Origin of the sequence: Spirosoma oryzicola (genome assembly GCF_021233055.1) — a bacterium.
Classification (GTDB): Bacteria; Bacteroidota; Bacteroidia; order Cytophagales; family Spirosomataceae; genus Spirosoma; species Spirosoma oryzicola.
This window is the reverse complement of sequence record NZ_CP089544.1, coordinates 83,380-102,757: the sequence shown is the minus strand read 5'-3', so window position 1 is coordinate 102,757 and position 19,378 is coordinate 83,380. Positions and strand designations below refer to the sequence as shown.

General features: G+C 46.1%; 22 protein-coding genes. 7 read left to right on the top strand and 15 right to left on the bottom strand.

Annotated elements, in window-relative coordinates; all coding sequences use genetic code 11:
• Positions 1–88: 88 nt before the first annotated feature.
• The 6 genes from LQ777_RS29095 to parS form a co-directional block, all read right to left on the bottom strand.
• Complete coding sequence (locus LQ777_RS29095) at positions 89–487, bottom strand: hypothetical protein (RefSeq protein ID WP_232563826.1); 399 nt, start codon at positions 485–487, stop codon at positions 89–91.
• 401 nt (positions 488–888) lie between these two features.
• The gene (locus LQ777_RS29090) at positions 889–2,127 is read right to left on the bottom strand and encodes a hypothetical protein (RefSeq protein ID WP_232563825.1); all 1,239 of its coding nucleotides are present in this window, start codon (positions 2,125–2,127) and stop codon (positions 889–891) included.
• A gap of 181 nt (positions 2,128–2,308) precedes the next feature.
• Positions 2,309–2,728, bottom strand: coding sequence for an ester cyclase (locus LQ777_RS29085; RefSeq protein ID WP_232563824.1), 420 nt, complete (start codon positions 2,726–2,728; stop codon positions 2,309–2,311).
• Between the two features lie 222 nt (positions 2,729–2,950).
• On the bottom strand, positions 2,951–3,262 hold the full coding sequence (locus LQ777_RS29080) for a DUF2834 domain-containing protein (RefSeq protein ID WP_232563823.1): 312 nt from the start codon (positions 3,260–3,262) through the stop codon (positions 2,951–2,953).
• Positions 3,263–3,388: 126 nt separating this feature from the next.
• The gene (locus LQ777_RS29075) at positions 3,389–3,922 is read right to left on the bottom strand and encodes an RES family NAD+ phosphorylase (RefSeq protein ID WP_232563822.1); all 534 of its coding nucleotides are present in this window, start codon (positions 3,920–3,922) and stop codon (positions 3,389–3,391) included.
• A 3-nt stretch (positions 3,923–3,925) separates the two neighbouring features.
• A complete protein-coding gene (parS, locus tag LQ777_RS29070) occupies positions 3,926–4,411 on the bottom strand; it encodes a type II RES/Xre toxin-antitoxin system antitoxin (RefSeq protein ID WP_232563821.1) in 486 nt (161 codons plus the stop codon).
• A gap of 472 nt (positions 4,412–4,883) precedes the next feature.
• Between parS and LQ777_RS29065 the strand changes: the two genes are divergently transcribed.
• The gene (locus LQ777_RS29065) at positions 4,884–5,450 is read left to right on the top strand and encodes a recombinase family protein (RefSeq protein ID WP_232563820.1); all 567 of its coding nucleotides are present in this window, start codon (positions 4,884–4,886) and stop codon (positions 5,448–5,450) included.
• Between the two features lie 146 nt (positions 5,451–5,596).
• On the opposite strand, the gene LQ777_RS29060 is transcribed toward LQ777_RS29065, so the two are convergent.
• The 4 genes from LQ777_RS29060 to LQ777_RS29045 all read right to left on the bottom strand — a co-directional run bounded on the left by LQ777_RS29060 (position 5,597) and on the right by LQ777_RS29045 (position 10,177).
• The gene (locus tag LQ777_RS29060) at positions 5,597–6,676 is read right to left on the bottom strand and encodes a PA14 domain-containing protein (RefSeq protein WP_232563819.1); all 1,080 of its coding nucleotides are present in this window, start codon (positions 6,674–6,676) and stop codon (positions 5,597–5,599) included.
• Between the two features lie 82 nt (positions 6,677–6,758).
• Positions 6,759–6,995, bottom strand: coding sequence for a penicillin acylase family protein (locus LQ777_RS29055; protein WP_232563818.1), 237 nt, complete (start codon positions 6,993–6,995; stop codon positions 6,759–6,761).
• Between the two features lie 203 nt (positions 6,996–7,198).
• Positions 7,199–9,103: a malto-oligosyltrehalose trehalohydrolase gene (treZ, locus tag LQ777_RS29050; RefSeq protein WP_232563817.1), complete on the bottom strand. Its 1,905-nt coding sequence runs from the start codon at positions 9,101–9,103 to the stop codon at positions 7,199–7,201.
• A 213-nt stretch (positions 9,104–9,316) separates the two neighbouring features.
• Positions 9,317–10,177, bottom strand: coding sequence for a MerR family transcriptional regulator (locus tag LQ777_RS29045; RefSeq protein WP_232563816.1), 861 nt, complete (start codon positions 10,175–10,177; stop codon positions 9,317–9,319).
• A gap of 318 nt (positions 10,178–10,495) precedes the next feature.
• Here LQ777_RS29045 and LQ777_RS29040 point away from each other — a divergent pair, with 318 nt between their 5' ends.
• Complete coding sequence (locus tag LQ777_RS29040; RefSeq protein WP_232563815.1) at positions 10,496–11,113, top strand: hypothetical protein; 618 nt, start codon at positions 10,496–10,498, stop codon at positions 11,111–11,113.
• A 1,139-nt stretch (positions 11,114–12,252) separates the two neighbouring features.
• Here LQ777_RS29040 and LQ777_RS29035 read toward each other — a convergent pair.
• The gene (locus LQ777_RS29035; RefSeq protein WP_232563814.1) at positions 12,253–12,648 is read right to left on the bottom strand and encodes a hypothetical protein; all 396 of its coding nucleotides are present in this window, start codon (positions 12,646–12,648) and stop codon (positions 12,253–12,255) included.
• 8 nt (positions 12,649–12,656) lie between these two features.
• Positions 12,657–13,091 carry a response regulator gene (locus LQ777_RS29030; RefSeq protein ID WP_232563813.1) on the bottom strand — a complete coding sequence of 145 codons (435 nt, stop codon included), beginning with the start codon at positions 13,089–13,091 and terminating at the stop codon, positions 12,657–12,659.
• 129 nt (positions 13,092–13,220) lie between these two features.
• On the opposite strand from LQ777_RS29030, the gene LQ777_RS29025 reads away from it, so the two are divergent.
• From LQ777_RS29025 to LQ777_RS29020, 3 genes are all read left to right on the top strand, one after another.
• Positions 13,221–13,667 carry a response regulator gene (locus LQ777_RS29025; RefSeq protein ID WP_232563812.1) on the top strand — a complete coding sequence of 149 codons (447 nt, stop codon included), beginning with the start codon at positions 13,221–13,223 and terminating at the stop codon, positions 13,665–13,667.
• A gap of 339 nt (positions 13,668–14,006) precedes the next feature.
• On the top strand, positions 14,007–14,258 hold the full coding sequence (locus tag LQ777_RS30715) for a transposase (RefSeq protein WP_425276971.1): 252 nt from the start codon (positions 14,007–14,009) through the stop codon (positions 14,256–14,258).
• 397 nt (positions 14,259–14,655) lie between these two features.
• The gene (locus LQ777_RS29020) at positions 14,656–15,003 is read left to right on the top strand and encodes a hypothetical protein (protein WP_232563811.1); all 348 of its coding nucleotides are present in this window, start codon (positions 14,656–14,658) and stop codon (positions 15,001–15,003) included.
• Positions 15,004–15,620: 617 nt separating this feature from the next.
• Here the strand turns inward: LQ777_RS29020 and LQ777_RS29015 are convergent.
• Complete coding sequence (locus tag LQ777_RS29015) at positions 15,621–15,770, bottom strand: hypothetical protein (RefSeq protein ID WP_232563810.1); 150 nt, start codon at positions 15,768–15,770, stop codon at positions 15,621–15,623.
• A gap of 565 nt (positions 15,771–16,335) precedes the next feature.
• On the opposite strand from LQ777_RS29015, the gene LQ777_RS29010 reads away from it, so the two are divergent.
• A complete protein-coding gene (locus LQ777_RS29010; RefSeq protein WP_232563809.1) occupies positions 16,336–16,791 on the top strand; it encodes a GNAT family N-acetyltransferase in 456 nt (151 codons plus the stop codon).
• Here LQ777_RS29010 and LQ777_RS29005 read toward each other — a convergent pair.
• Positions 16,723–17,253, bottom strand: coding sequence for a contact-dependent growth inhibition system immunity protein (locus tag LQ777_RS29005; RefSeq protein ID WP_232563808.1), 531 nt, complete (start codon positions 17,251–17,253; stop codon positions 16,723–16,725). The two genes, LQ777_RS29010 and LQ777_RS29005, sit on opposite strands and share 69 nt — an antisense overlap.
• A gap of 124 nt (positions 17,254–17,377) precedes the next feature.
• On the opposite strand from LQ777_RS29005, the gene LQ777_RS29000 reads away from it, so the two are divergent.
• Complete coding sequence (locus LQ777_RS29000) at positions 17,378–17,812, top strand: hypothetical protein (protein WP_232563807.1); 435 nt, start codon at positions 17,378–17,380, stop codon at positions 17,810–17,812.
• A 277-nt stretch (positions 17,813–18,089) separates the two neighbouring features.
• On the opposite strand, the gene LQ777_RS28995 is transcribed toward LQ777_RS29000, so the two are convergent.
• Positions 18,090–18,527, bottom strand: coding sequence for a DUF2846 domain-containing protein (locus LQ777_RS28995; RefSeq protein WP_232563806.1), 438 nt, complete (start codon positions 18,525–18,527; stop codon positions 18,090–18,092).
• Between the last annotated feature and the right edge of the window lie 851 nt (positions 18,528–19,378).

The following is a 19,378-nucleotide window of genomic DNA, read 5'->3' as shown; positions in this document are numbered from 1 at the left end:
GATAACTCGTTGAGAAAGAATAGCCGGCGAACCGAGCCACACGCGAAAGCGCATGCCCAGTCGGCAAGCCTACACCACAAAAACGGAGTTAGCCCAACTGCGGAGGCTGAAACAGAAACGAAATGTTGAGGAACGAATACAGGTTCTCGTACGAGAAATGAACCTGTGGCCAGGGGATCAACGACACCAATTCGGCCGGAATCCGCTGGGGCTGGAAGGGGGTTAATGTAAAGACGAAGCCCGCAGAAAGGTGATTATAGAGTGGGATCTTTACACCTTCGTGGGGTAGCTTGGCATGCTGGGAGGAGGCATTGTAATGCATGTCCAGAAACTGCCAGAAGTCAAAGCCACGCGGGGCCGTTTTCTTGTGCAGTTGATAATGCGCCAGCAAGCCGGGAATTTTATACACTTCCTCCACGTCTGTCTGGGGAAACAGACTGCCCACCAACAGCAGGATGCCTAGAAAGAGAGACGTGACGGATTTCATGGCGCAAAGATAGGACTGGATTTGAGAGAAAGCCAACAAACCAGGTGAATCTATCCTTTACTGACTTAATTGGAAGTTTGGTCGACTGGATGAGCTTTACGATTGAGCATACGCTGTGCAATTATCAAGTAGGCTTATGTAACAATATCTTAAGAAAACGCTCCTACCTAAGACATGTGGATATCTATAATTGGGGCGTTTTGGGATATAGTTATAGCGAGGACCTATACGGTGGTTCTTGTGTCGATCATAGCTTTTACAAGCTCTTGCCAATCAATCAGCCTCTAATCCGGTCTACCAGGCGGGTTTATCTGCCGCCTTGAACCGAAAGCGACTTCCTTGTTAGCAGCACGGCCCTCAGGCTTTTCCTGAGGTCCGGATCTAACTTGACTTATCGCTTCTCAGAAGTTTTTGTACCGGGCTGTAAATGCATTGACTTTGGTGGGGAGCATATCATAAAAGTTGGTTTGACTGCCTTCACTGCCCACCAAGTTACCTCGCTCATCATATGAATACGCATTATCACTGGCATAGATGGTACCCCGCTGTTCAGGCTTCAATCGGTCACTGACATAAGCATGCGTAAACTCCTCCCGATTGACCTTGTCCCATTTATTGAGATGCCATTTGGTAACCTTAATCGAGATCAGCTCCTCTTTAGGAAGCTGATCAAAATCGAATTGGGGTTGATCGATGCCCGCCTTGTTTTGCCAAAACGTATAAGCGGTGTTGACAATCAGCGTCTCCTCGCCTGCATAGGTGTAGGTGAGCACTTGCGGTGGCTGTTGGGTCCACTGGCCCGTAAACTGAAAAAACATGAAACTCATATCACCCCGCTCCTCATGCCGGTCAAAACGATAATCAATCAATCGCCCCATATCATAGCTGGGTTTGAAGGGTGTCATGACGGTCATATTGGTGACCCGCCGTATAATTCGCCCTTGGTTGTCATACGTATTGTTCTCAAACAACACCGAGTTTTTGATGCGTCGGCTCAAAATACGATGGCTGGTGTCGAATACATAGTCCCATTGACGGCTAACCACAGGTGCTCCATCAGCTGCGTATAGGGTTTCGGTTAACGGATTATCATACGGATCATAGCTCGCCTCATAAACCGGCTTAGTACCTAATTTTTCCTGAGTGAGCATGCCCGACTCGGTGAAGGTTCGGAAGCGCTCGGAAACAACGGATTTCTCACCCGTTTTGACATTGACGGTATAGGCAATCTCACGGGTGATATTGTTGGTGTTGCCCTGATACTCGTATTGGTTGATTAGTTGTCGGTCGGGGTCAGTGAAGGGTGCGCTTCCGGGACAACAGGATTGGTTACCCAGTTCATTAAAAATCTGGACCGTTTTTTTTACTCGTAGCCGAGCGTCGTATTCCAGCTTAACTGAACTGGTATAAGTACCGGTTGGCGTAACGCCAAATGGGTAAAAGACGGACACGTTGGCCCGTGTTGGTATGCCGTTGGCATCGTAATCGGTCACTTGGTAGGTGCCTGGGAAATTGGTTGTATAGGTTAACACACTTCGGTTCGCTGGGTTGATCTCTGGTGAAACCGATGGATCAGGTTCGTTTTTTTTACAGCTAGTTGTCGCTGCCAGGAAGGCCAATAAGATCAATGCATTTTTCATAAGCGCTTAGTTGAATTACTTCACCACCTTTATAGACCGAGCATAGGCACAAAAGCGTTGCATCGCGCAGGTGATGGACAATGAGCGACTTCTACCCTAAGATCCAATAGTATATAAAGTAACCGTGCATCTACCTTAAAAGCGTCAAATCGAGTAACATCTACTTATTCTCACGAAAGGCTCAATTTTTGGCTAACTGTTGTAAAACAACGGGTAAGGTATTGATACCCCAGTGTTCAATGTATTTCCCGTCGCGTAATCGTACCACGTCAATGACCTCGATACTCACTGACCGATCCGTTGGCGATATGCCCATCAAGCTTCCCGTATGGGTTCCAGTAATGGTTTTGCGCGTGGTCACTAAATCCCCTTCCGCAATTTGATCGTGAATAATTACCTGCATATCCGCCAGAGCGGGGCGAAGGATATTGTTGAAGGTATTGATCATGCCTTGCGGACCATTATCAGTGCCTAATGGGGCGGAATGGTTAATAAACTGGTCATCCATCAATTCGTTGAAACTGTTGATGTTGCCTTCGGCGATCACTTCTTGGTTGAAACGCCTGACCGCTTCTTTATTTAGTTGAGTCTGTAAATCCATTAGTTATACAAGAGTCTATAGGGTAGCCAAAGTACGAAACTGCAAGCTAATAGCCTTTGAAAGATCAGCCTCCTGGAAACGCTCCCAGTTTAGATCATGTAATCTTCATCAGCGGCCGGCTAAACCAGATGTGTACCAGCTACGCCTAATTTCAGACTAAAGAATGGTAGCCTGATGGTTGGGTGAACGGCAGCGGTCTACCCATCAATGCCCTCACCATCTCTAACCGATCCTGCTCTTCTCTCGCAGATACAGAAACAGTGGTAAGCCCGACGAAACGCCCGCTAAAAACAAGCCAACATAGGCTAGCCAATAGTGTTTAACGGGTTGTTTGCGCCATTCTTGTTGAATCAACACTAGGACGATCAGGGCGGAGATAAACACATCCCAGGCAAAAAACGAGGACACGTGATTGACGAAGAGTTGCTCAAAGAACGAACCGAAGTCAAGGCCGTACTCGGTGAGGAAGCCATAAAATTGGGCCAGGGGTAGCAGAGTTCCCAGAATAGCTAACCCCAAATAAATCGATTTCATTGGCTTACTGGCTTGTATGTTAATTAGGTCAGCCAATTTACTAAAAGTTAAGATTCTCAAAAACCGCTCTATTCTTGAACGGTATAAGCCGCTCTACCACGCAAGGACTGAAACCGGATGGTTCACTTAAGTTGACCGTCTTTGGCCCTTCTTAACCCGAGCGGCTTCTACCGCTGGCTTCTCAGCTTGTTTCTGTAATCGTTCATCGAACTCATGAGCCATCACGTCCACCACTTTTACTTGACTCATCAGCGGGTGCAAAGGATTGATCAGAATATTACGCGAAGGCGTGTTCCTGACAATCACCGACGGAATGGCAAAGGCCAAGGCGGGATAGCTAGGAATTAGCTTGGGCAGTAAAAATTGCGGTAGGATTTCAGGATACTTGAGCGCATCCCAACCTGGGGGCAATTCAGATAGTCGGATTTCCTCAATGGCCTCCGGTAGCTCGATGCTTACGCGAACAAACGGCGGCAAATCGCGTACGGGTGTACCATCTAAGTGCACTAGCGTTTCCAGTAAGGCCAACTCGGGTGTCATCGACGTGTAAACTAAGGGAGTACCCGGTGGATTCCAGCGACCACCGTTCAAACGAGCTCCTTCTCCCGTGAGCACTGACTCAATGAACTGCTTCTTTTGGATACGGTAGACTAGAGGCATTGCTTAACTGTAAACGCCATACTCAATGCGGCCTAAGATCTGATCTACTACCTGGAAGCCAGTAGCCGTGTCCAGCAGTTGTAGGGGGGATTGACCTTCCAGAATCTCCAGGGGCCGACGCAACCAGCGGTTGAATTTACCTTGATCTTCGAAAACGCGCAGGCCATGGGCCGATAGGGCTTTAAGCAGCAGCAGTCGTTCAGATTCCACCTTATTCAAGGAGCCACTCACTAAGCGACGAGCCATCGTCCGTTCGTTCATCGATAGCAGGATTGCTAACTCCCGAATCGTCAGCTCTAATAAAGAAGCCTGTTTTCGCACTTCGGCATGGGTTACCCCTGAGCGCGACTGGGCGATGAGCTCGAAAGGGCCGGTTCGCTCAGGTACGATGCGTACCACAACATTGGCTGCCATAAAGATCGGTTGTCGTGCGCTGTTGTCCTTAGCGCCCGGTCTAGCTTTGCGAGCTTTCTCGGTAGTTGCTTTCATGAATAACAATTTGTCAGCAATGTTACTGACATTTTACGTAGCTATAACTCGTACAATCAAAAAAAAGTTTGTAAGTTGTCTGGTATGGAGATTTCGGCGATACTGACCGCGCCACGGTGGCCAGCGGATTTCAGAATCAGCAACTTAATCATTATGCGCCTTGGTGAACACCGCCTGGCGATCAATCACCAAGGCGCGGCCTCGCCTAATTACCTTTCTAACAAGAAATTAATCATCTATTGAGCAGTGATCGAGGCCTCCGATAATTTTTTAGGTCTGCTTCTGAAATGTGACAATAGAAGATAGTTTTCCAAACGGACGCAACCAGCTTTCTATTAGTTGCATCTGTCCCAAAAACTGTAGTTAAGGCCATGGCTTATCAATCAGCCCTACCCTACTGATTGTCTTACGTAGTATATAGTTAGCCACTACTGGTTTAGACTCACTTCCTTTTTTGTATTAAAATAATAGTATGCTATTCGGCTACGCGCGCGTTTCTACTCAAGATCAAAATCTGAACTTGCAATTAGATGATCTCAAAAAAGCAGGTTGTCATAAAATTTTCCAGGAGAAGGTTTCCTCGGCTAAAGAACGACCCCAATTACGAAAGTTACTTGAGATTCTTCGAGAAGGTGATACGGTCATTGTTTGGAAGCTTGACCGGCTGGGCAGATCACTAAAAGAACTCTTCACGCTAGTCAACGAGTTTCAAACCAATGGCATTGGTTTCCGTAGCCTAAATGATGCTATCGATACCACCACTGCACAAGGTCGCTTGGTATTTAACCTGTTTGCATCGCTGGCCGAATTTGAAAGAGATTTAATCCGCGAGCGTACCCTAGCTGGTTTGGCCGCAGCGCGGGCTAGGGGACGAATAGGCGGCCGTCCAAAAGGACTCTCTGCCGAAGCCCAAGTAAAGGCCCGAGCTGTAAAGACGATGTATACTCTTAAAACCCATACGATTTTAGAGATTGGTCAGTTATTTCACCTAAGCCGAGCGACAGTTTACCGCTACTTAGCTTGGCGAGAAGCAAAATAACGGGTGCTTCATCAAATGGGCGTTTTGTAAACAACTTTTAGCCTGCATAATCGAACGGCTTCTGCCACTTAAGAAGGCGCTATAATCAAGCTAAGTCTGTAAAATTGATTTCGATGGATGTCCTGCGCTTAAAGGGCAAACCTAACTCAACGAATGGTAATCGCTACCCGGCGATTTTTGCTTCGTTCGCCTTCCGTTGTGTTGTCGCCAAGGGGCTGTGTACTGCCAAACCCCTCCGTGGTGATCCGCTCATCAAGAATACCCCGCCGGATCAAGTACGTAGCGACTACCTTTGCCCGCTGCTCCGATAAGGCCAGATTTAGCCGAGCATCCCCAACATTGTCGGTGTGGCCGGTAATATGGATGTGCCAGTGTGGATTGACTTTCAGGACTTGAATCAGTTTAGTCAGCTCCGTCGATGCCTCAGCCAGCAGTACGTAGCTGCTCTGCTCAAACTGCACCGTCCGTAAAATCAAGGTAGCGCCGGAGCTGATGGCCAGTGGCGGTTCGGCAGCCACGCGACGGATGAGTATGGTGTCGGCGGCTACCGTCTCCTGATCAGGCAGCCTTTTCGGTGTTTCCGGCGTGGGAATCGATTTCAGCTTAACTGTTTTTAGTTTGGGAGGATGTACCCGTTTAGGTAACGGCAAACGAACGGATCGCTTGGTAGCGGCTGGGCTAATTGGTTTAGGAACCATCTTACTTGGGGGCGCTTGCTGAAAAAAATAGTCGGCGGCTATAGGCTCGCCACTCTCAGAGAACGGATTCAAGGCGGAGTTGGGCGTTGGTGGTGGCTTCCAGTAGAGGTCAATTTCGCCCCACTCGATGGCGTTAAAATAATCGACTCGCAGATCGTAGTAGTGCTCTGCTTCCAGGACAATACTACCCGTATAGTGCTTGTAGGCGTTTAATTTCCAGGACTCTAGCACCAGCTTGTTGCCCACCCAAACTCGAATGCCGTCATTTACTTTGGCATAAAACTCATACACTCCCGTCGTGGGAGCCCGCAGTTTACCCCGCCAACGAATGGAATAATAGGAGCGGGAAAGACCCTTTCCCGGACTGCGTCGGTCCCAGTTGAAACTGATCGCCGGATCGATGCGGGAGAAAGCCTTCTGCTCAAAATTGGTGCCCACATAGTAATCGCCTATCAAGCCAGTCTGAGCCCTTACCGGTTGTGCCAGCAGAACGAGTAGCAGGTACCTATGAAGTACGGTTAGTCTCATAAATAGCTGTCTATAGCAACAGGATGAGTGGCTAGAGCATAAGTGAACGTGACCTTCTCGCTAACAAGTCGATTGGCGATGATTACCGGGTTTGGCCAAACCGTAGCATTTCCTGTTTCTCCAGTTGCTTTTGAATGGCGGGCTTCTCCAGCAAGGCTTCCCGAAGGCGCTTTTCGGACATGCGCTGCCAGTTGTCCCCGTTATGCGGATGACCCGGTTGGCTGGCGTTACCGTAACTGAGCGACACTAGAGCCCGGGGCTGCTCACCAAATTCGGTCACTGCTACGTACGTGTCGCCCGCCCAATCCGCTAATTGCACAAAGGCTTAATTAAGCCTAACGATACATGAACTAGACTGCGTTTCGTGAAGAGTCAAAAATACCTTGTTTTTCCAACATAGGCCGTCAATGGCATGGCAGGCCCTTCAAGTAGTTTACCGTTCTCAACTGGGTAGCTCATCAATCGATACGGTAGCGCTTATACCATCTGCCAAAGTATCCATGATGGACGCTTTACTTAAATTCATTTCCCCCGCCAGTCAGCTGTGTAGATACACAGTGATTCAGGTGATAACCATAGTGACTTCTCCTGGGTAAATGTGGTAGGAGACAAACTGGGGGTTAGCTCATCGTGGCGTTGCCACTGTTGATCCGCCGAATCAAATAGCTTCTGCCACTGACTCCCCTCGACGGGTAAGCAAACGCGTTGCGGAAAGCTGCTGAAATTCAGTAAGCATAGCACGTGTTGATCCTTATGCCAACGATGTAGTGTCAGCGTTCTCTGCGCTTCTTGCGCCGTTACAGCTAGTTGCTCACGATTCAGAGTACGTAGGGCGGGATGATGGAGACGGAGTTTAATCAGTGTCTGGTAATAACGCAGCATAGTTTGATGCGGCTTCTGGTGCAGCCGTTCCCATTGCAGGTGCGACTGCACATAAGTTATTTTGTCCTGCGGGTCGGGTACGGGGTCGTCCCCCTCGTCATGGAAGGCCGCAAACTCTTCCTGACGGCCCTGCCGAACGGCCTCGATGACCGTCTCGTCAGCATGACTCACAAAATACAGAAAAGGATTGGTCTCGCCCCACTCCTCACCCATGAACAGCAATGGTAGATACGGGCTCACTAACACCGCACCAGCCAATAGCTTTTGCATCCCGAAGCTATAGAGCTGGCTGGACCGCTCACCTAGTTTGCGGTTGCCGATCTGATCGTGGTTTTGCGAAAAAACAACAAATTGATGGCCGGGATTATGGGCCGCTTTTCGCCCGAAAAACCGTTGGCGAACAACCGAGTACTGCCCATCAAATATATAAGCATCTTGGTAGGATTTGACCAAATGATTGACGCCGTCATAATCCGCATAATAGCCCCGTTGCGGCTCCCCCGCCGTAACCCGCAGCGCGTGATGGAACTCATCCATCCACTGCGCATCCATACCATAGCCGCCTTCGGCTAGTGAATTGATGAACCGGGGATCATTGAGGTCATTCTCAATGATGAGGTAGTGACGCCGGCCGGTTCGTTCCATTAGTTGATCGACCTGCTGGCGAATCTCCTGCAGGATATGAACGGGACTACAGTCTTTGATGGCATGGACCGCATCCATCCGGAGCGCATCAATATGAAAATCACGCAGCCACATCAGTACGTTCTCGACGACGAATCGGCGCACACCGTCGCACCAGGCATCATCGAAGTTGACCGCTTCGCCCCAAGGCGTGCTGTATTTGCTAGTTAGATAGGGGCCAAACTCCTGAAGATTGTTACCTTCGGGACCAAAGTGGTTATAGACCACGTCCAGCACAACGGCAATGCCTCTCTGGTGGCAGGCATTCGTCAAATGCTGTAAACCAGCCGGGCCGCCATAGGTTGCCTGAGCGGCGAAAGGAAAAACACCGTCGTAGCCCCAGTTGCGGGAATCGCAGAACTGGGCGATCGGCATGAGTTCGATCGCATTGATACCCAATGCGACCAGATGATCTAACTTCTCCTCAATCGCGGCAAACGTTCCCTCTTTTGTAAACGTGCCCGTATGCAGTTCATAGATCAGGTATTGATCAAGATGGGGGTTTTGCCAATGCTGATCCGTCCAACAGAACAAGCCGGTTTCAACGGCTTCTGATGGGCCAAATACGCCCTGGGGCTGGAATAGAGAAGTGGGGTCTGGGTGTTCATTGTGTCCATTGAGGATAAACGTATATAGATCGCCTGGGCTAATTTGGTCGGTTACTAAAGACCAGTATCCGTATTGGTCACGGTTAAGGGGCAATGGGGCCAATTGTTTTTGAAGGTTAATAGCGACCTGGTTGGCCCTGGGCGCCCAGGTAATGATCGTTGCCTTACCGTCCTCGGTAAAGCTTACGCCCAGCGAGCGATGATCATTGGCTAAACGGTAGGAGTTGGCACTTGCTAAAGAAAGTTGGTTCATAGAAGATAGCTGGGGTCACCTAGACCCCGATGCTGTTTTAAGCCTAGTGGCGATTGCTGGAAGCGGTCTGATAGGTATACTGATGCGTTTCTAAGTAGGAACCAGACTCAAAAAGTCTCGTGCAGTCTAACTAATTCCTAGCTAAGAACAAGGTCAAATTACTTACGAAGGTGACTTTGGCATCACTGATGAGAGCAACGACTTATTTTGGATTTAGATTAACTCCTCAATTCGGTGCAATAAACCGGCCCCCTCCGGAACTGATATATCTTGGCCGGTAATCCGATCGCCGGTCAATAGTACCTGGGCGGGGGTACACAGACTAACTAACTGGTCAATGTAGGATTGCACCAGCGAGCGAGCAGGCCAGCCCGACAAAACGGCCACCACATACTTGGGTCGATAGCTTTGGAGCGCTTCAGGCGTGAGTTCCGCTGATTCATGAAGCACAGGTCGCGCAACCGCATAGCCTTGACTGAGCAGCAGATAATGAGCGATCTGGGGCAGTAGTTGAAATCCCCCCGGTTTGGCTTGTACAATCATATAACGTTCGGCCATGCGCCAAGGGGAGGGTAAGCGATCCGTACAGTCAACAAGATGCTGCTCCAGAATCACTCGGGACGACGCCCATTCTTCGACTGTCTCCAGGCCTGACCCCCATACATCTTCTAGGCGTTGCAGGAAGGGTAGTATAAGTTTACGCAAGGTCACAAGGCCTCCTACTCGGTGCCAGTTGGCTTGCAGGAGTTGTCGAAACCCATCCGCATCGTTGTCCACAATGGCCATCAGCAGTTCAACAACGTGATAAGTCAAGGGTTGACTAGCCGTTATGAGCAGACGCGTTCTTGCTTTTAAGTCCGACAAAGGCAGAGCGGCTAGCTGAGCGGTCAAAGAGTGGTGAAGAGTCAACAGGGACAAACAAAGCGCTCGTTGGATATCATCGGGTTCATAGAGCCGGTGCTGGCGGCCATTACGCTTGGGGGAAAAGGCTTTGTAACGTTGCTCCCATACGCGTAAGGTGTGACTTTTGATCTGGGTCCAACACTCGAGCTGTTGAATCGTGAAGGCAATCATACTGAAAGTAAGTTGATGAGCTAGTTTGGAGGAAAGGCAATGATTAAAAGAAAGGCAATATAGTATAGAAATGATATATATATGTTTTTCTTGTACGATTATTGATCGGCCTGTGTTTAAAAGACAACTAATTCTAGCGCATATCGCAAAATTGGACTTAGCCGATTGCTACCTGCTTTTCGATGCTGATTAGACTTCAGACGTTATACAGAGTGTCTGATAGCCTACACGGATTCTTACAAGAGCTTTGTCGCAATTGAGGGGGAGGGGGATGATCGCGAAATCACTCGCCTGACCGACGATCCTGTATTGGCTACTGTGATTAGTAAAGATGGCTGGCTATACATTGGCAAAGAAGCCTATTTGTTTGAGCGAGATAACTTCTATAAGATCAACAACTACAGCAAGGAACGCTTAACTCAAGTGAGCGCAGGAGCCAGAACAGGAGCTGATCTAGCGAAGTATACGATAACTAGAACCTCCACCGCAACGGCTAAAGGAAGGCGTGCCGCAGAGGTCAACTGTCTTCAAGAGTACTGGGTAGGCGGTAACAAGCGTTGGATGGCGGGGGTTATCGGCTCTACTAACTACCAAGGGTTTTACTCGATGGTCTATTGTGTTGCTAAACACCAAAGTCGTTCATTCGGTAGTATTTGGTCTACCTCAGACACGCCTGTTATCAGAACAAGTGGAACAGTGAATGTCGTTTATGAATCGCCATCGGGCGGGCCGGGTTGGAGTTACCAAGCTTCTTTTAATGAAGAAAGAGCGAACACTGGATGGGCCGAAGTATCGTTTCAGTCTGCTTACATTCAAAACGCAACACCTCCCAAGACTTGGAATTATGATCCGATCTATTGGGGAGTAGTCAATAACGCTTATGCTAAATGTACGGACAATGGCAATCCAGAACGTCAATGCACGACTAGCATATAACGTTATTCGTTGAATAGTTACTTGAAGTGCATACCATCAATAAGGGCTACGCGCTTTTGATTTGTTCGGCTTATACTCGATTCCGGCTTCAACTCACGGTTGGCCAGGCCTGAAATTTACAATCAGGTCGTTGGGTAAATAGTTGAACGATTAGTTGTTTGGCTTGGTAGACGTCTAACTTCTGTTTAGGAAAGGAAACAATATTCCCTCTTTCATCGAACCCTGAAATGGGCTTCCACGTCAAGGTATGGGGCAACTGAACGCGAACGGTATAGAGAGTCATAGCTTTGTTGTTTTATAGCGCAACTACCTGTACCCATAAAGGTTACTACGACCGTTTATTTTTATCGATAGGTGAATTAAGTCTCATTAAGACAAGACCGCTAGATCTTCTAGCGGCCAGTACCTGTTAACTAACATAAAATAAATCTTCCTTGTCAAAGCTACAACTTGTCGTCAACCAAGTCAAGTAAGCTTATAACCAAGCCATCGCACACACCCGCCTATCAGGAGTGGCTTTCTGACGGCTATCAAACTATTTCCTTCGTCAACCCGTTGCTTGCTTTATAAGAAGGTATTGATTTACTGTTTAGGTACTATGTTCGGCCTAAACACGCGTGGTTCAATTGCCAAAAGCTCGCTACGTGTTGATACTGAGATTTTTTCAGTATTCCTTTGTTAGCAACTCTATTAGCTGTAGAGCGGCTAATTTTTTCTTCAATGCCTGACTCGCTTTGCGGTTAGGCATTTTTCATGTAATCAATTATCCCCGGATGGGAACAACTTGCGTTCAGTCTTTCTGAACCAGTGCGGCTTAATCGGTTGGATGAACAGAATAGATCCTGAGGGCAAGGTAAATTATGAAACCACTAGTATCAGAATCAATTCTGCAGGCTTCACTAAGACAAAGCCGCCAGAAATCTCTAGCGGCCAGTACAGGAATTTAACCTAAAAAGACACACCCTTTCTGTCGAAAGGATATCCTCCACTTGAATTTATCGCCTTATACTGGATATGTCCAGTAAATTTGTAAGAAGGTATCAATTATCCAAGGGTTTTATAGGGAGACACTGGTTCAGCGAATAAGACACCACTGGCCAGGTGTAGTAACTGCATATCTCTTTGTAATGGATGGGCCGTTAGCCTGCCAGAATAGCTTCCCATTCCCTTTTTAGTTGGGCTAGGGGTTCAGAAAAGCGTTTTCCATCAAAAGCTTCTACTGGTAGGGGTATTAGCCGAGCGTCAACTGATAGCACTAGATGCATAAGTAGCCAGCCCTTTTCCACCAGTATAGACAGCGTATCAAAACACACTTCCATACTCTGGTTGCCAAAACTGACAATCTGCTTTTTGTTTTCACTATCAATTCCAACGATGTAAATAATGATCACTTTCCTATTAATTGACTGAACAACACGGTTAAAATCATCCGGCTTTACTTTGTGTTTTATTTTTCTAGGAAGCGACCCTTTGTGATTATCAACAGAAAGAGTCGTTCTGCAACGCAAAGCGACTCTAACCTTCTTGTAACACATCTAACAATTCACTCCGTGCCATCAAAACGGTTGGGATGTAAACACGTCGACCAGTAATCAATAATCGAGCGCAGTTCTTTCTCCACGGCCTGGATGTCAGGCTTCTTTTCGAAGAATCCTTGTATGGTTAGCTCATAGGCTTCTTCGACCAGGTGTTTATAAACCGGATGGGTAAAGAAGATAAACGGAATCGCTCGCTTGCGTAGGGCAGGGTCCTGCTCAATCTCCTTTCGCAGCTCTAGCCCGCTCATGCCACTTAGGGTCAACTCCGAGATAATTAAAAAGGGTTTCTCCTCCGTGGTTCGCAAATAATCGATTGCCTCTTGTCCGTTATCTAAAAATACGACCTTCCTGTCAGGAATTATCTGCTCAAAAAGAGGCCTATAAAGAAACTGATCATCGGGATCATCATCAATAAATAGAATAGGGCCGTGCTGTTGCATTACTCAGTACTCAGTCAGTTGTAATTACACCTAACATATAAAAACAGCCAATTGATTAGAATTCAATTAGAAAGGCATGTTTAGCAGGCTTTTTGTGTTGTCTACAAGGACTTCATCATACCTTCGTCAATGGCCGTAAAACACCTCATTTTGTTAATAGACGATGAACAAGAGATTGCCGATGTGCTCAACCGGGCGGCTAGTAGTGTATTCCCCGAAGCTGAATTTATGCATGTTACTAGCTTCGCTGAGGCGGTCAGCTACCTGACGGGTCTGGCTGGCAGGGGGCCTCGGTTGATTTTACTGGATAGAGATTTGCAGTCGGGTCTGGACGGCCTTGACTTTTTGGCCTTATTGCGTCAGCACCCCCAGGGGCGGTTAGTGCCGGTAATCATGTTATCCGCTAGCCGTAACGAGCAAGTGGCTCAGAAAGCCTATGAGCAGGGGGCAAATGCGTTTACCACTAAGCCCTTTAGCTACGCCGACTGGAAAGCTTATGTACAGCAACTGCGGGCATACTGGTTCCAAACGGCAACAATTCCACGATTGCACTTTCCCAAAAAAAGTGATAGTTAGTTGCACTATTTGCGTGTATTGTGTCATTAAAACACTTTTGCTGTACCACTGAGGAGATAAGCTACTATTTCTAGATAGAGTTACTTCCGATGCTAGTACTTTTGAATACGGGCCAAGTCCTATTGGCCTGTCTGTCTGGGCCGCGCCCTGCGGTTTAGATATGGTGTGGATAGAAGCGAAAAGCCTGGCTCGTGATGGAGCTAGGCTTTTTTGTCTTAGCAAGCCCTTATCAGATAAAGGATGACCATTTTGTTTAAGAGTAATTAAACGGACCAACCAACTAATATATATTATACTTAAACTAATATTAGGTAACATATAAATAACTATTTTTATCATATGATATTAACCTCTATCAATCTAATGACTACTCCATCTATTACCTCTACCTTAGTAAGCGTGCCAATGCGCTTGCTAACGGCTCCCTTATCATTTCAACGCTTCACCAACCAGCCTGGCTGCCCCCATTGTGGAAGTAAACGCGATAGCTATCGCGTTAGCCGACCTAATTTGCTAAAGAGCGTGCTATTCTTTGTCCCCCTCAAATCATATCGCTGCTTGCGCTGTCGAAAAAAACACCTTCGATTCTAAGTGCCAATCGCAATTAACTTAGCTATAAAGAAAAGCCTGATTCCACCCCGAGTCGGGCTTTTTAATGTCTTGACAGAGTAATCGTTGGCAATAGGCAAGAATCCCGCTGTTTACAGGTTGATAGACAAATGAACCTTTCCCTAAATAACGACTTCTTTTACGTTATTATAGTGCTATATAATATGATTAAAACAATATATTTGATTTAAACTAGTACATAATTTTCTATACTGATCAACTACTGGTAGAGTTTATTGACCCATTAGCAAGTACTATGGCTATTCAATACGCCAATAAATAGAGTCTGTTGATAAGCGTAGCTGCCACCGTACAAACGCCATATCGACTAATCACTTCTGTATTCATATACCTATCTATCCCTAGCCGATCAAGCGTAGTGAATGAACGGGACAATCTATCAAACTACCCCTATGGACAGCCGCTCTCAGGCGTACTAAGTGACTGGATTCAAGCCATCAAGCAATTTCGCTACTGGAATGGCTTGCTACAACGCGCCATTGACAATCAGCTAGCTACTGGTCTTCTAGATGACGATACGAGCCAATGGTTGAGTGAGCTTATTGGTTTGAAGTACCGAATCGCCGATGAGTTACACGAACTGGCAAAGGGATTAGGCGCGCTGGAGGAACCAGCAAGTTTGGCGCTTCAAACATTAAAAATAATTGAAGACACCCAACTCATACTTCACTGGTGTGTAGAGATCAAGCAGCAAATCAAGCGGTAAGCGCTGAAACTTTTTATACTGTAAGTAGCTTACCCGCAGAGAGACACACGATCTGTCCGCAATCTACCTTACCAACTTGGGAGTTTGCCACCCTGTACATTCCACTGCTTGATATAGATGAGCAGTCGCCGCTTATCAACTTAGTAGAACGACTGCATGCAAAGTCTTACTCACACAAAAATTTAGGAAGATGTCGTGATCGATCTGATTAGGGACTGGCTACTATAGCTCGGCTAGTTTAAAGCAGGCATAGTAGGAGGCACTAGGCAACAAAACGGTTTGGTGAATGTGTATTGTCAGGAATCACTGTGCGGTGCCCAAACCGTCTTTCTGCACGCAAACAAGTTTAGGAGCCCCCCCGGCAGGCCGGATCTACCCTCTAAACAATACGATGCTTCGCGTAGCATTAACCTACCTCACCCCACCAGTATTACCGCCACCAGGGCCAACGCCTGTGCCAGGTTTGGTTTGGAATGTTTGGAGATGTGCAGACAGGCCAGCGAGAAGCCTGCGAGCATGAAACAAAAGCCGTGTTGGGAGCCATTCGGTTGGAAAGGTTGTCAATCGCATGAGCTTGCAATTTTGGGGAAAAGAACCACCCTTGCAAATTCGGTCCCCTAGCCGGTTAGGTGTCTGACCAAGACTAGGAACCCAATCAGCACTGGTAGGCTGGTTAGAAGCTGGCCCAGCCGGTTGGACTTATCGTTGGTGTGAAGCAGTAACGAGGCACTGGCCGCCATAAAGAATAAGGCCATCAGGGGATGCATGGCTACCAGGCCGGGAATAGGTCGTTTGAAGAGGTTCTAATCAAATTGCCAGCCAATGCCGTCAGCTCAATGCTCTTGGATAACCATCGACTGATGGTTCTTAACCGAGCGTGCAATCGCATCGGATCGCTAACCGGTGGACTTGTCAAAACGTGCATACAAACGGGTTTGTGTCGAGAAAGCGCTGCGTAGTAGGCTACCAACAGCGTCGTCGTTTCTCATCACAAACTACTTCTTACTTAGAATTGAAAACAAAGATAAACTGATAAAAGATAGCTTTGTACCCTGCATTCTATCTTGTAATTCGTTCATCTATTGATAGGCAATCAGTTCGTGTGCTACGTATACAGGTTACAAGTAATTGTCTCAATAAATACTCCCACACGAGACGAACCAAACTTCATGTAAGGTGGCCTTATATGATTAGCCATTTTGTACATACTGCTTCTGGGAATCGCTAAAATAACGGCTATTAACTAAACTCACCTTTTGTCAGACAGCGCTTGTTTTTGTCTTCCATTCTGTAGTACTTAACTTATTTTAGATTATACAACTGTCTTTACTTATGACTTCTCTCATCAGAAGCACCGCCGACGACACTGCGTTCAAAACGCTTATTAGCCAATTAGATTACGATTTATTACAACGCTATGGGCCTAAACAGAGTCAATACGATCTACACAACACTGGTCTACAAGAAGCTAGGGTTGTTCTCGCTTTTAATGGAAATGAACCGGTAGGTTGTGCTTGCTACAAAATAGCTGAGCCAGCAGGTAGTGTCGAAATAAAACGAATGTACGTGCAGCCTGCTTACCGGCGTTTCGGAGTGGCTCAGCAACTCCTAGCTCAACTTGAGGCTTGGGCTAAGGAAGAAGGTCACCATATGGCTGTCTTACAAACTGCGATTAAACAGCCCGAAGCGATTGCGCTTTATCAACGATGCGGTTATAAATCAATTCCTTGCTACGGCGTGTATGTTGGCGATGATGACAGTGTGTGTATGGGAAAAGATCTGGCTTAAGTCACTAAGTAAATAGGTATGGATTAACATAATATTCACTTCTATAACAGAAATAGATTTGAGTTCAGGTAAGCTCTGATAGACGTTCTCTAGTACCGTCTTAGGAGCGTCACTGGTAGCAATACTAATAAGATTTTCCTCAAGTGAAGTAATAAAGGCGGCCAGTTCGAGTGAGTGATTAAACCAATAGGATGAACTAGTTTTCAATACGCTCATTAGCAGATCCCCCTCGCAGAAGTCACCTTCTGCAAGAATATTAACTTTCAATTTTTCTAAAGCCAAAGGAATTAACCAGGTCAGGCCAATATGCTGACCAATCATAATTCTCAAATCTTCAACCGAGTAGTTTTGTAGCTTCTTATCCCTTAATTTCCGGCAGGTTGCTATCAAGGAAGATTCAGTTAAGTTAGATTGTACTTCTGGCTCCAACTCATTTATAGACTTATCTAAGAAAGCGATCATACCTACAAAGTACTGGCATCTCAATTAGCTCACATAACATAATATGAGTTGTAAAACAGGTCTTGAAAAACTAAATTTAAGCGTGTACATTACCTATCTACAGTTTGCACTATTTTTGTGTACGATGAAAGAACGTCTCTTTATTGTTTTGACTTTTATTAGCATAAGCTTACCATGTTCTGGCCAAGGTACTAGTCTTACTAAACTCTATATTCATCAAGGACGAGCAACTGGCTATATTAAAGAACTTAGAACGACACTAAATCCGGATCTACCCATCAAAATAAGCAATGGAGTTAATGATGGCTATGTGTTAGTTGAAACAGATGCTGACAGTTTAGGTCTGGTACTACATAACGGTAAAATCGCTTATGTTCATTTTGAACTAGGCAAGGCTTATTTTTATCGTATTGTTAGTAGTTCAGGCATTGCTTACCCGACCATGAGTCAAGTGACAGAACAAGAATTTTGGTTAGGTGTGTATTTTACAAAAGCTAGGTACAAACATTATTTTCTTGGCAAAGAATCGAAATTAGATTTATTAGAAGAATCTAACTAACAGTTTATTGATAGTAAAGAGAGCACTATAATTATTTTATAGCTTTGTTATATAACTAACGTGGCTACGGTCGGCCGCGCGGTTGCAAAAGTCGCTCCTGATCGGCATCTCCTATTCTAGGGCTACTGATGAGCTTAGAAACGGCCCAAATCCAGTCGAAATAGCAGGTTTCAGACTTTTGCAACAGCCACCAACTTTATATTATGTGACTTTTTCTAAAAACAGCAAAGCCGTCTCGAATTAGGCGACTTTGAAAAACAATAGTCAACCAAGCTTTTTAATCAACTGAGCTTGACAAAGCAGGCGCTACTTTGGCCTGAATTATCTGCTCCAACTTGCTAGAATTAGCAACTACTTCCGTTAGCACTAGAGCACTGTTAGGAGGAAATAAGTCAGATTTGATATCGCCCTGTAAGTAATACTCTTTCCCCGGTTCTAGAGCTAGGGTTAAAGCAGGTTGAGGCCCTATACCTAGCAAAGGTGGCTTAGTTGTGAACCTAGTTTTGCCAGCGGGCAACGAGATCTGACAATGGCTATTTCGGCCTAATTTACAGATCAACTTTCCATCAGCGTAGACGCGGTACTTAGCCGAAAATAAGCCAAAGACTTTGCCTTGATAGAGATGCACTACTGCCGTTTGCTGAGATTGAGCAAAAAGCATAGTTTGACTGATACTAAAGAAGAGCAAGATTAAAGCAACTTTGTTTCTGTTCATGACACGTTAAATTTAGTTCATCAATTAGCTACTGTTACTAGTGTACTTATTTACTGCTCCAAAATTGTTGTATAAGTGAGGTAGCTGTTGCAGAAGTCAATGTGTAACTCTCAAAGTTCGGTTGATCCGTATTTTTAGCCATCTTATGTCAGGTATCTGACTTGTAAGACCGGCTCTCTGGTATCTACTCAGACTCTTACAACAGCCACTCACATTATGTTCATGAATTATTTCCAGAGCGTAGCTTAACTGCCTGGGTCATTACCCTGAGAATAATCTAGGTTTTCGTTGAATCGCAAGGCTAATCGCTATCTAAGCAAATAGGTGATTCCTATCTGAGGTAAGCCGATTGATTGGGTGTTATTCGATAGATAAATCCAGTCAAATCGATAACTAAAGTCAAGTCGTAAGGATTTTATTGCCTCTATACTTAGGCCAGGATTAAGTTGGGTTGCTTGCGTGGATATACTCGAATAGCTTGCTCTAGCCACATCGTGCGGACTTCGTCTGCCAATCTGATAAGAAACTTCGATAAATGGAGAGAACCAAGTATCTGTAAATTGGTACCGTATATAGGGTCCTGCTGAGAGATCTTTATAGCCAATGCCATCGGACCATTCATTAGACCAAGTTGCATTCAAGCCTACAGCTAGTTGCTTAATTAGAAAATAGCCTGCATGAATTTGAAAGCTGTTTCTATTGCTAAACAAATCTCCTCGACCATATCCGGCTTTTGCGCCTAATTGCCAACTGTGTGAGTGGAACGTAGTTTGAGGTTGACCAGAGGTCAGCTTTTGGGCGTAAGACTGTTGAAACTGAAGGCTTATCAAGAGGCCAAGAAGACAGAAGTA

What these genes read in the sequence shown, in the direction of transcription:
- LQ777_RS29060 (WP_232563819.1), bottom strand. Translation starts at nt 6,676, where the DNA reads ATGAGACTAACCGTACTTCATAGGTACCTGCTACTCGTTCTGCTGGCA.
- LQ777_RS29065 (WP_232563820.1), top strand. Translation starts at nt 4,884, where the DNA reads ATGCTATTCGGCTACGCGCGCGTTTCTACTCAAGATCAAAATCTGAAC.
- LQ777_RS29005 (WP_232563808.1), bottom strand. Translation starts at nt 17,253, where the DNA reads ATGATCGCTTTCTTAGATAAGTCTATAAATGAGTTGGAGCCAGAAGTA.
- LQ777_RS28995 (WP_232563806.1), bottom strand. Translation starts at nt 18,527, where the DNA reads ATGAACAGAAACAAAGTTGCTTTAATCTTGCTCTTCTTTAGTATCAGT.
- LQ777_RS29025 (WP_232563812.1), top strand. Translation starts at nt 13,221, where the DNA reads ATGGCCGTAAAACACCTCATTTTGTTAATAGACGATGAACAAGAGATT.
- treZ (WP_232563817.1), bottom strand. Translation starts at nt 9,103, where the DNA reads ATGAACCAACTTTCTTTAGCAAGTGCCAACTCCTACCGTTTAGCCAAT.
- LQ777_RS29095 (WP_232563826.1), bottom strand. Translation starts at nt 487, where the DNA reads ATGAAATCCGTCACGTCTCTCTTTCTAGGCATCCTGCTGTTGGTGGGC.
- LQ777_RS29035 (WP_232563814.1), bottom strand. Translation starts at nt 12,648, where the DNA reads ATGTGTTACAAGAAGGTTAGAGTCGCTTTGCGTTGCAGAACGACTCTT.
- LQ777_RS29080 (WP_232563823.1), bottom strand. Translation starts at nt 3,262, where the DNA reads ATGAAATCGATTTATTTGGGGTTAGCTATTCTGGGAACTCTGCTACCC.
- LQ777_RS29085 (WP_232563824.1), bottom strand. Translation starts at nt 2,728, where the DNA reads ATGGATTTACAGACTCAACTAAATAAAGAAGCGGTCAGGCGTTTCAAC.
- LQ777_RS29075 (WP_232563822.1), bottom strand. Translation starts at nt 3,922, where the DNA reads ATGCCTCTAGTCTACCGTATCCAAAAGAAGCAGTTCATTGAGTCAGTG.
- LQ777_RS29045 (WP_232563816.1), bottom strand. Translation starts at nt 10,177, where the DNA reads ATGATTGCCTTCACGATTCAACAGCTCGAGTGTTGGACCCAGATCAAA.
- LQ777_RS29030 (WP_232563813.1), bottom strand. Translation starts at nt 13,091, where the DNA reads ATGCAACAGCACGGCCCTATTCTATTTATTGATGATGATCCCGATGAT.
- LQ777_RS30715 (WP_425276971.1), top strand. Translation starts at nt 14,007, where the DNA reads ATGATATTAACCTCTATCAATCTAATGACTACTCCATCTATTACCTCT.
- parS (WP_232563821.1), bottom strand. Translation starts at nt 4,411, where the DNA reads ATGAAAGCAACTACCGAGAAAGCTCGCAAAGCTAGACCGGGCGCTAAG.
- LQ777_RS29015 (WP_232563810.1), bottom strand. Translation starts at nt 15,770, where the DNA reads ATGCATCCCCTGATGGCCTTATTCTTTATGGCGGCCAGTGCCTCGTTA.
- LQ777_RS29010 (WP_232563809.1), top strand. Translation starts at nt 16,336, where the DNA reads ATGACTTCTCTCATCAGAAGCACCGCCGACGACACTGCGTTCAAAACG.
- LQ777_RS29000 (WP_232563807.1), top strand. Translation starts at nt 17,378, where the DNA reads ATGAAAGAACGTCTCTTTATTGTTTTGACTTTTATTAGCATAAGCTTA.
- LQ777_RS29090 (WP_232563825.1), bottom strand. Translation starts at nt 2,127, where the DNA reads ATGAAAAATGCATTGATCTTATTGGCCTTCCTGGCAGCGACAACTAGC.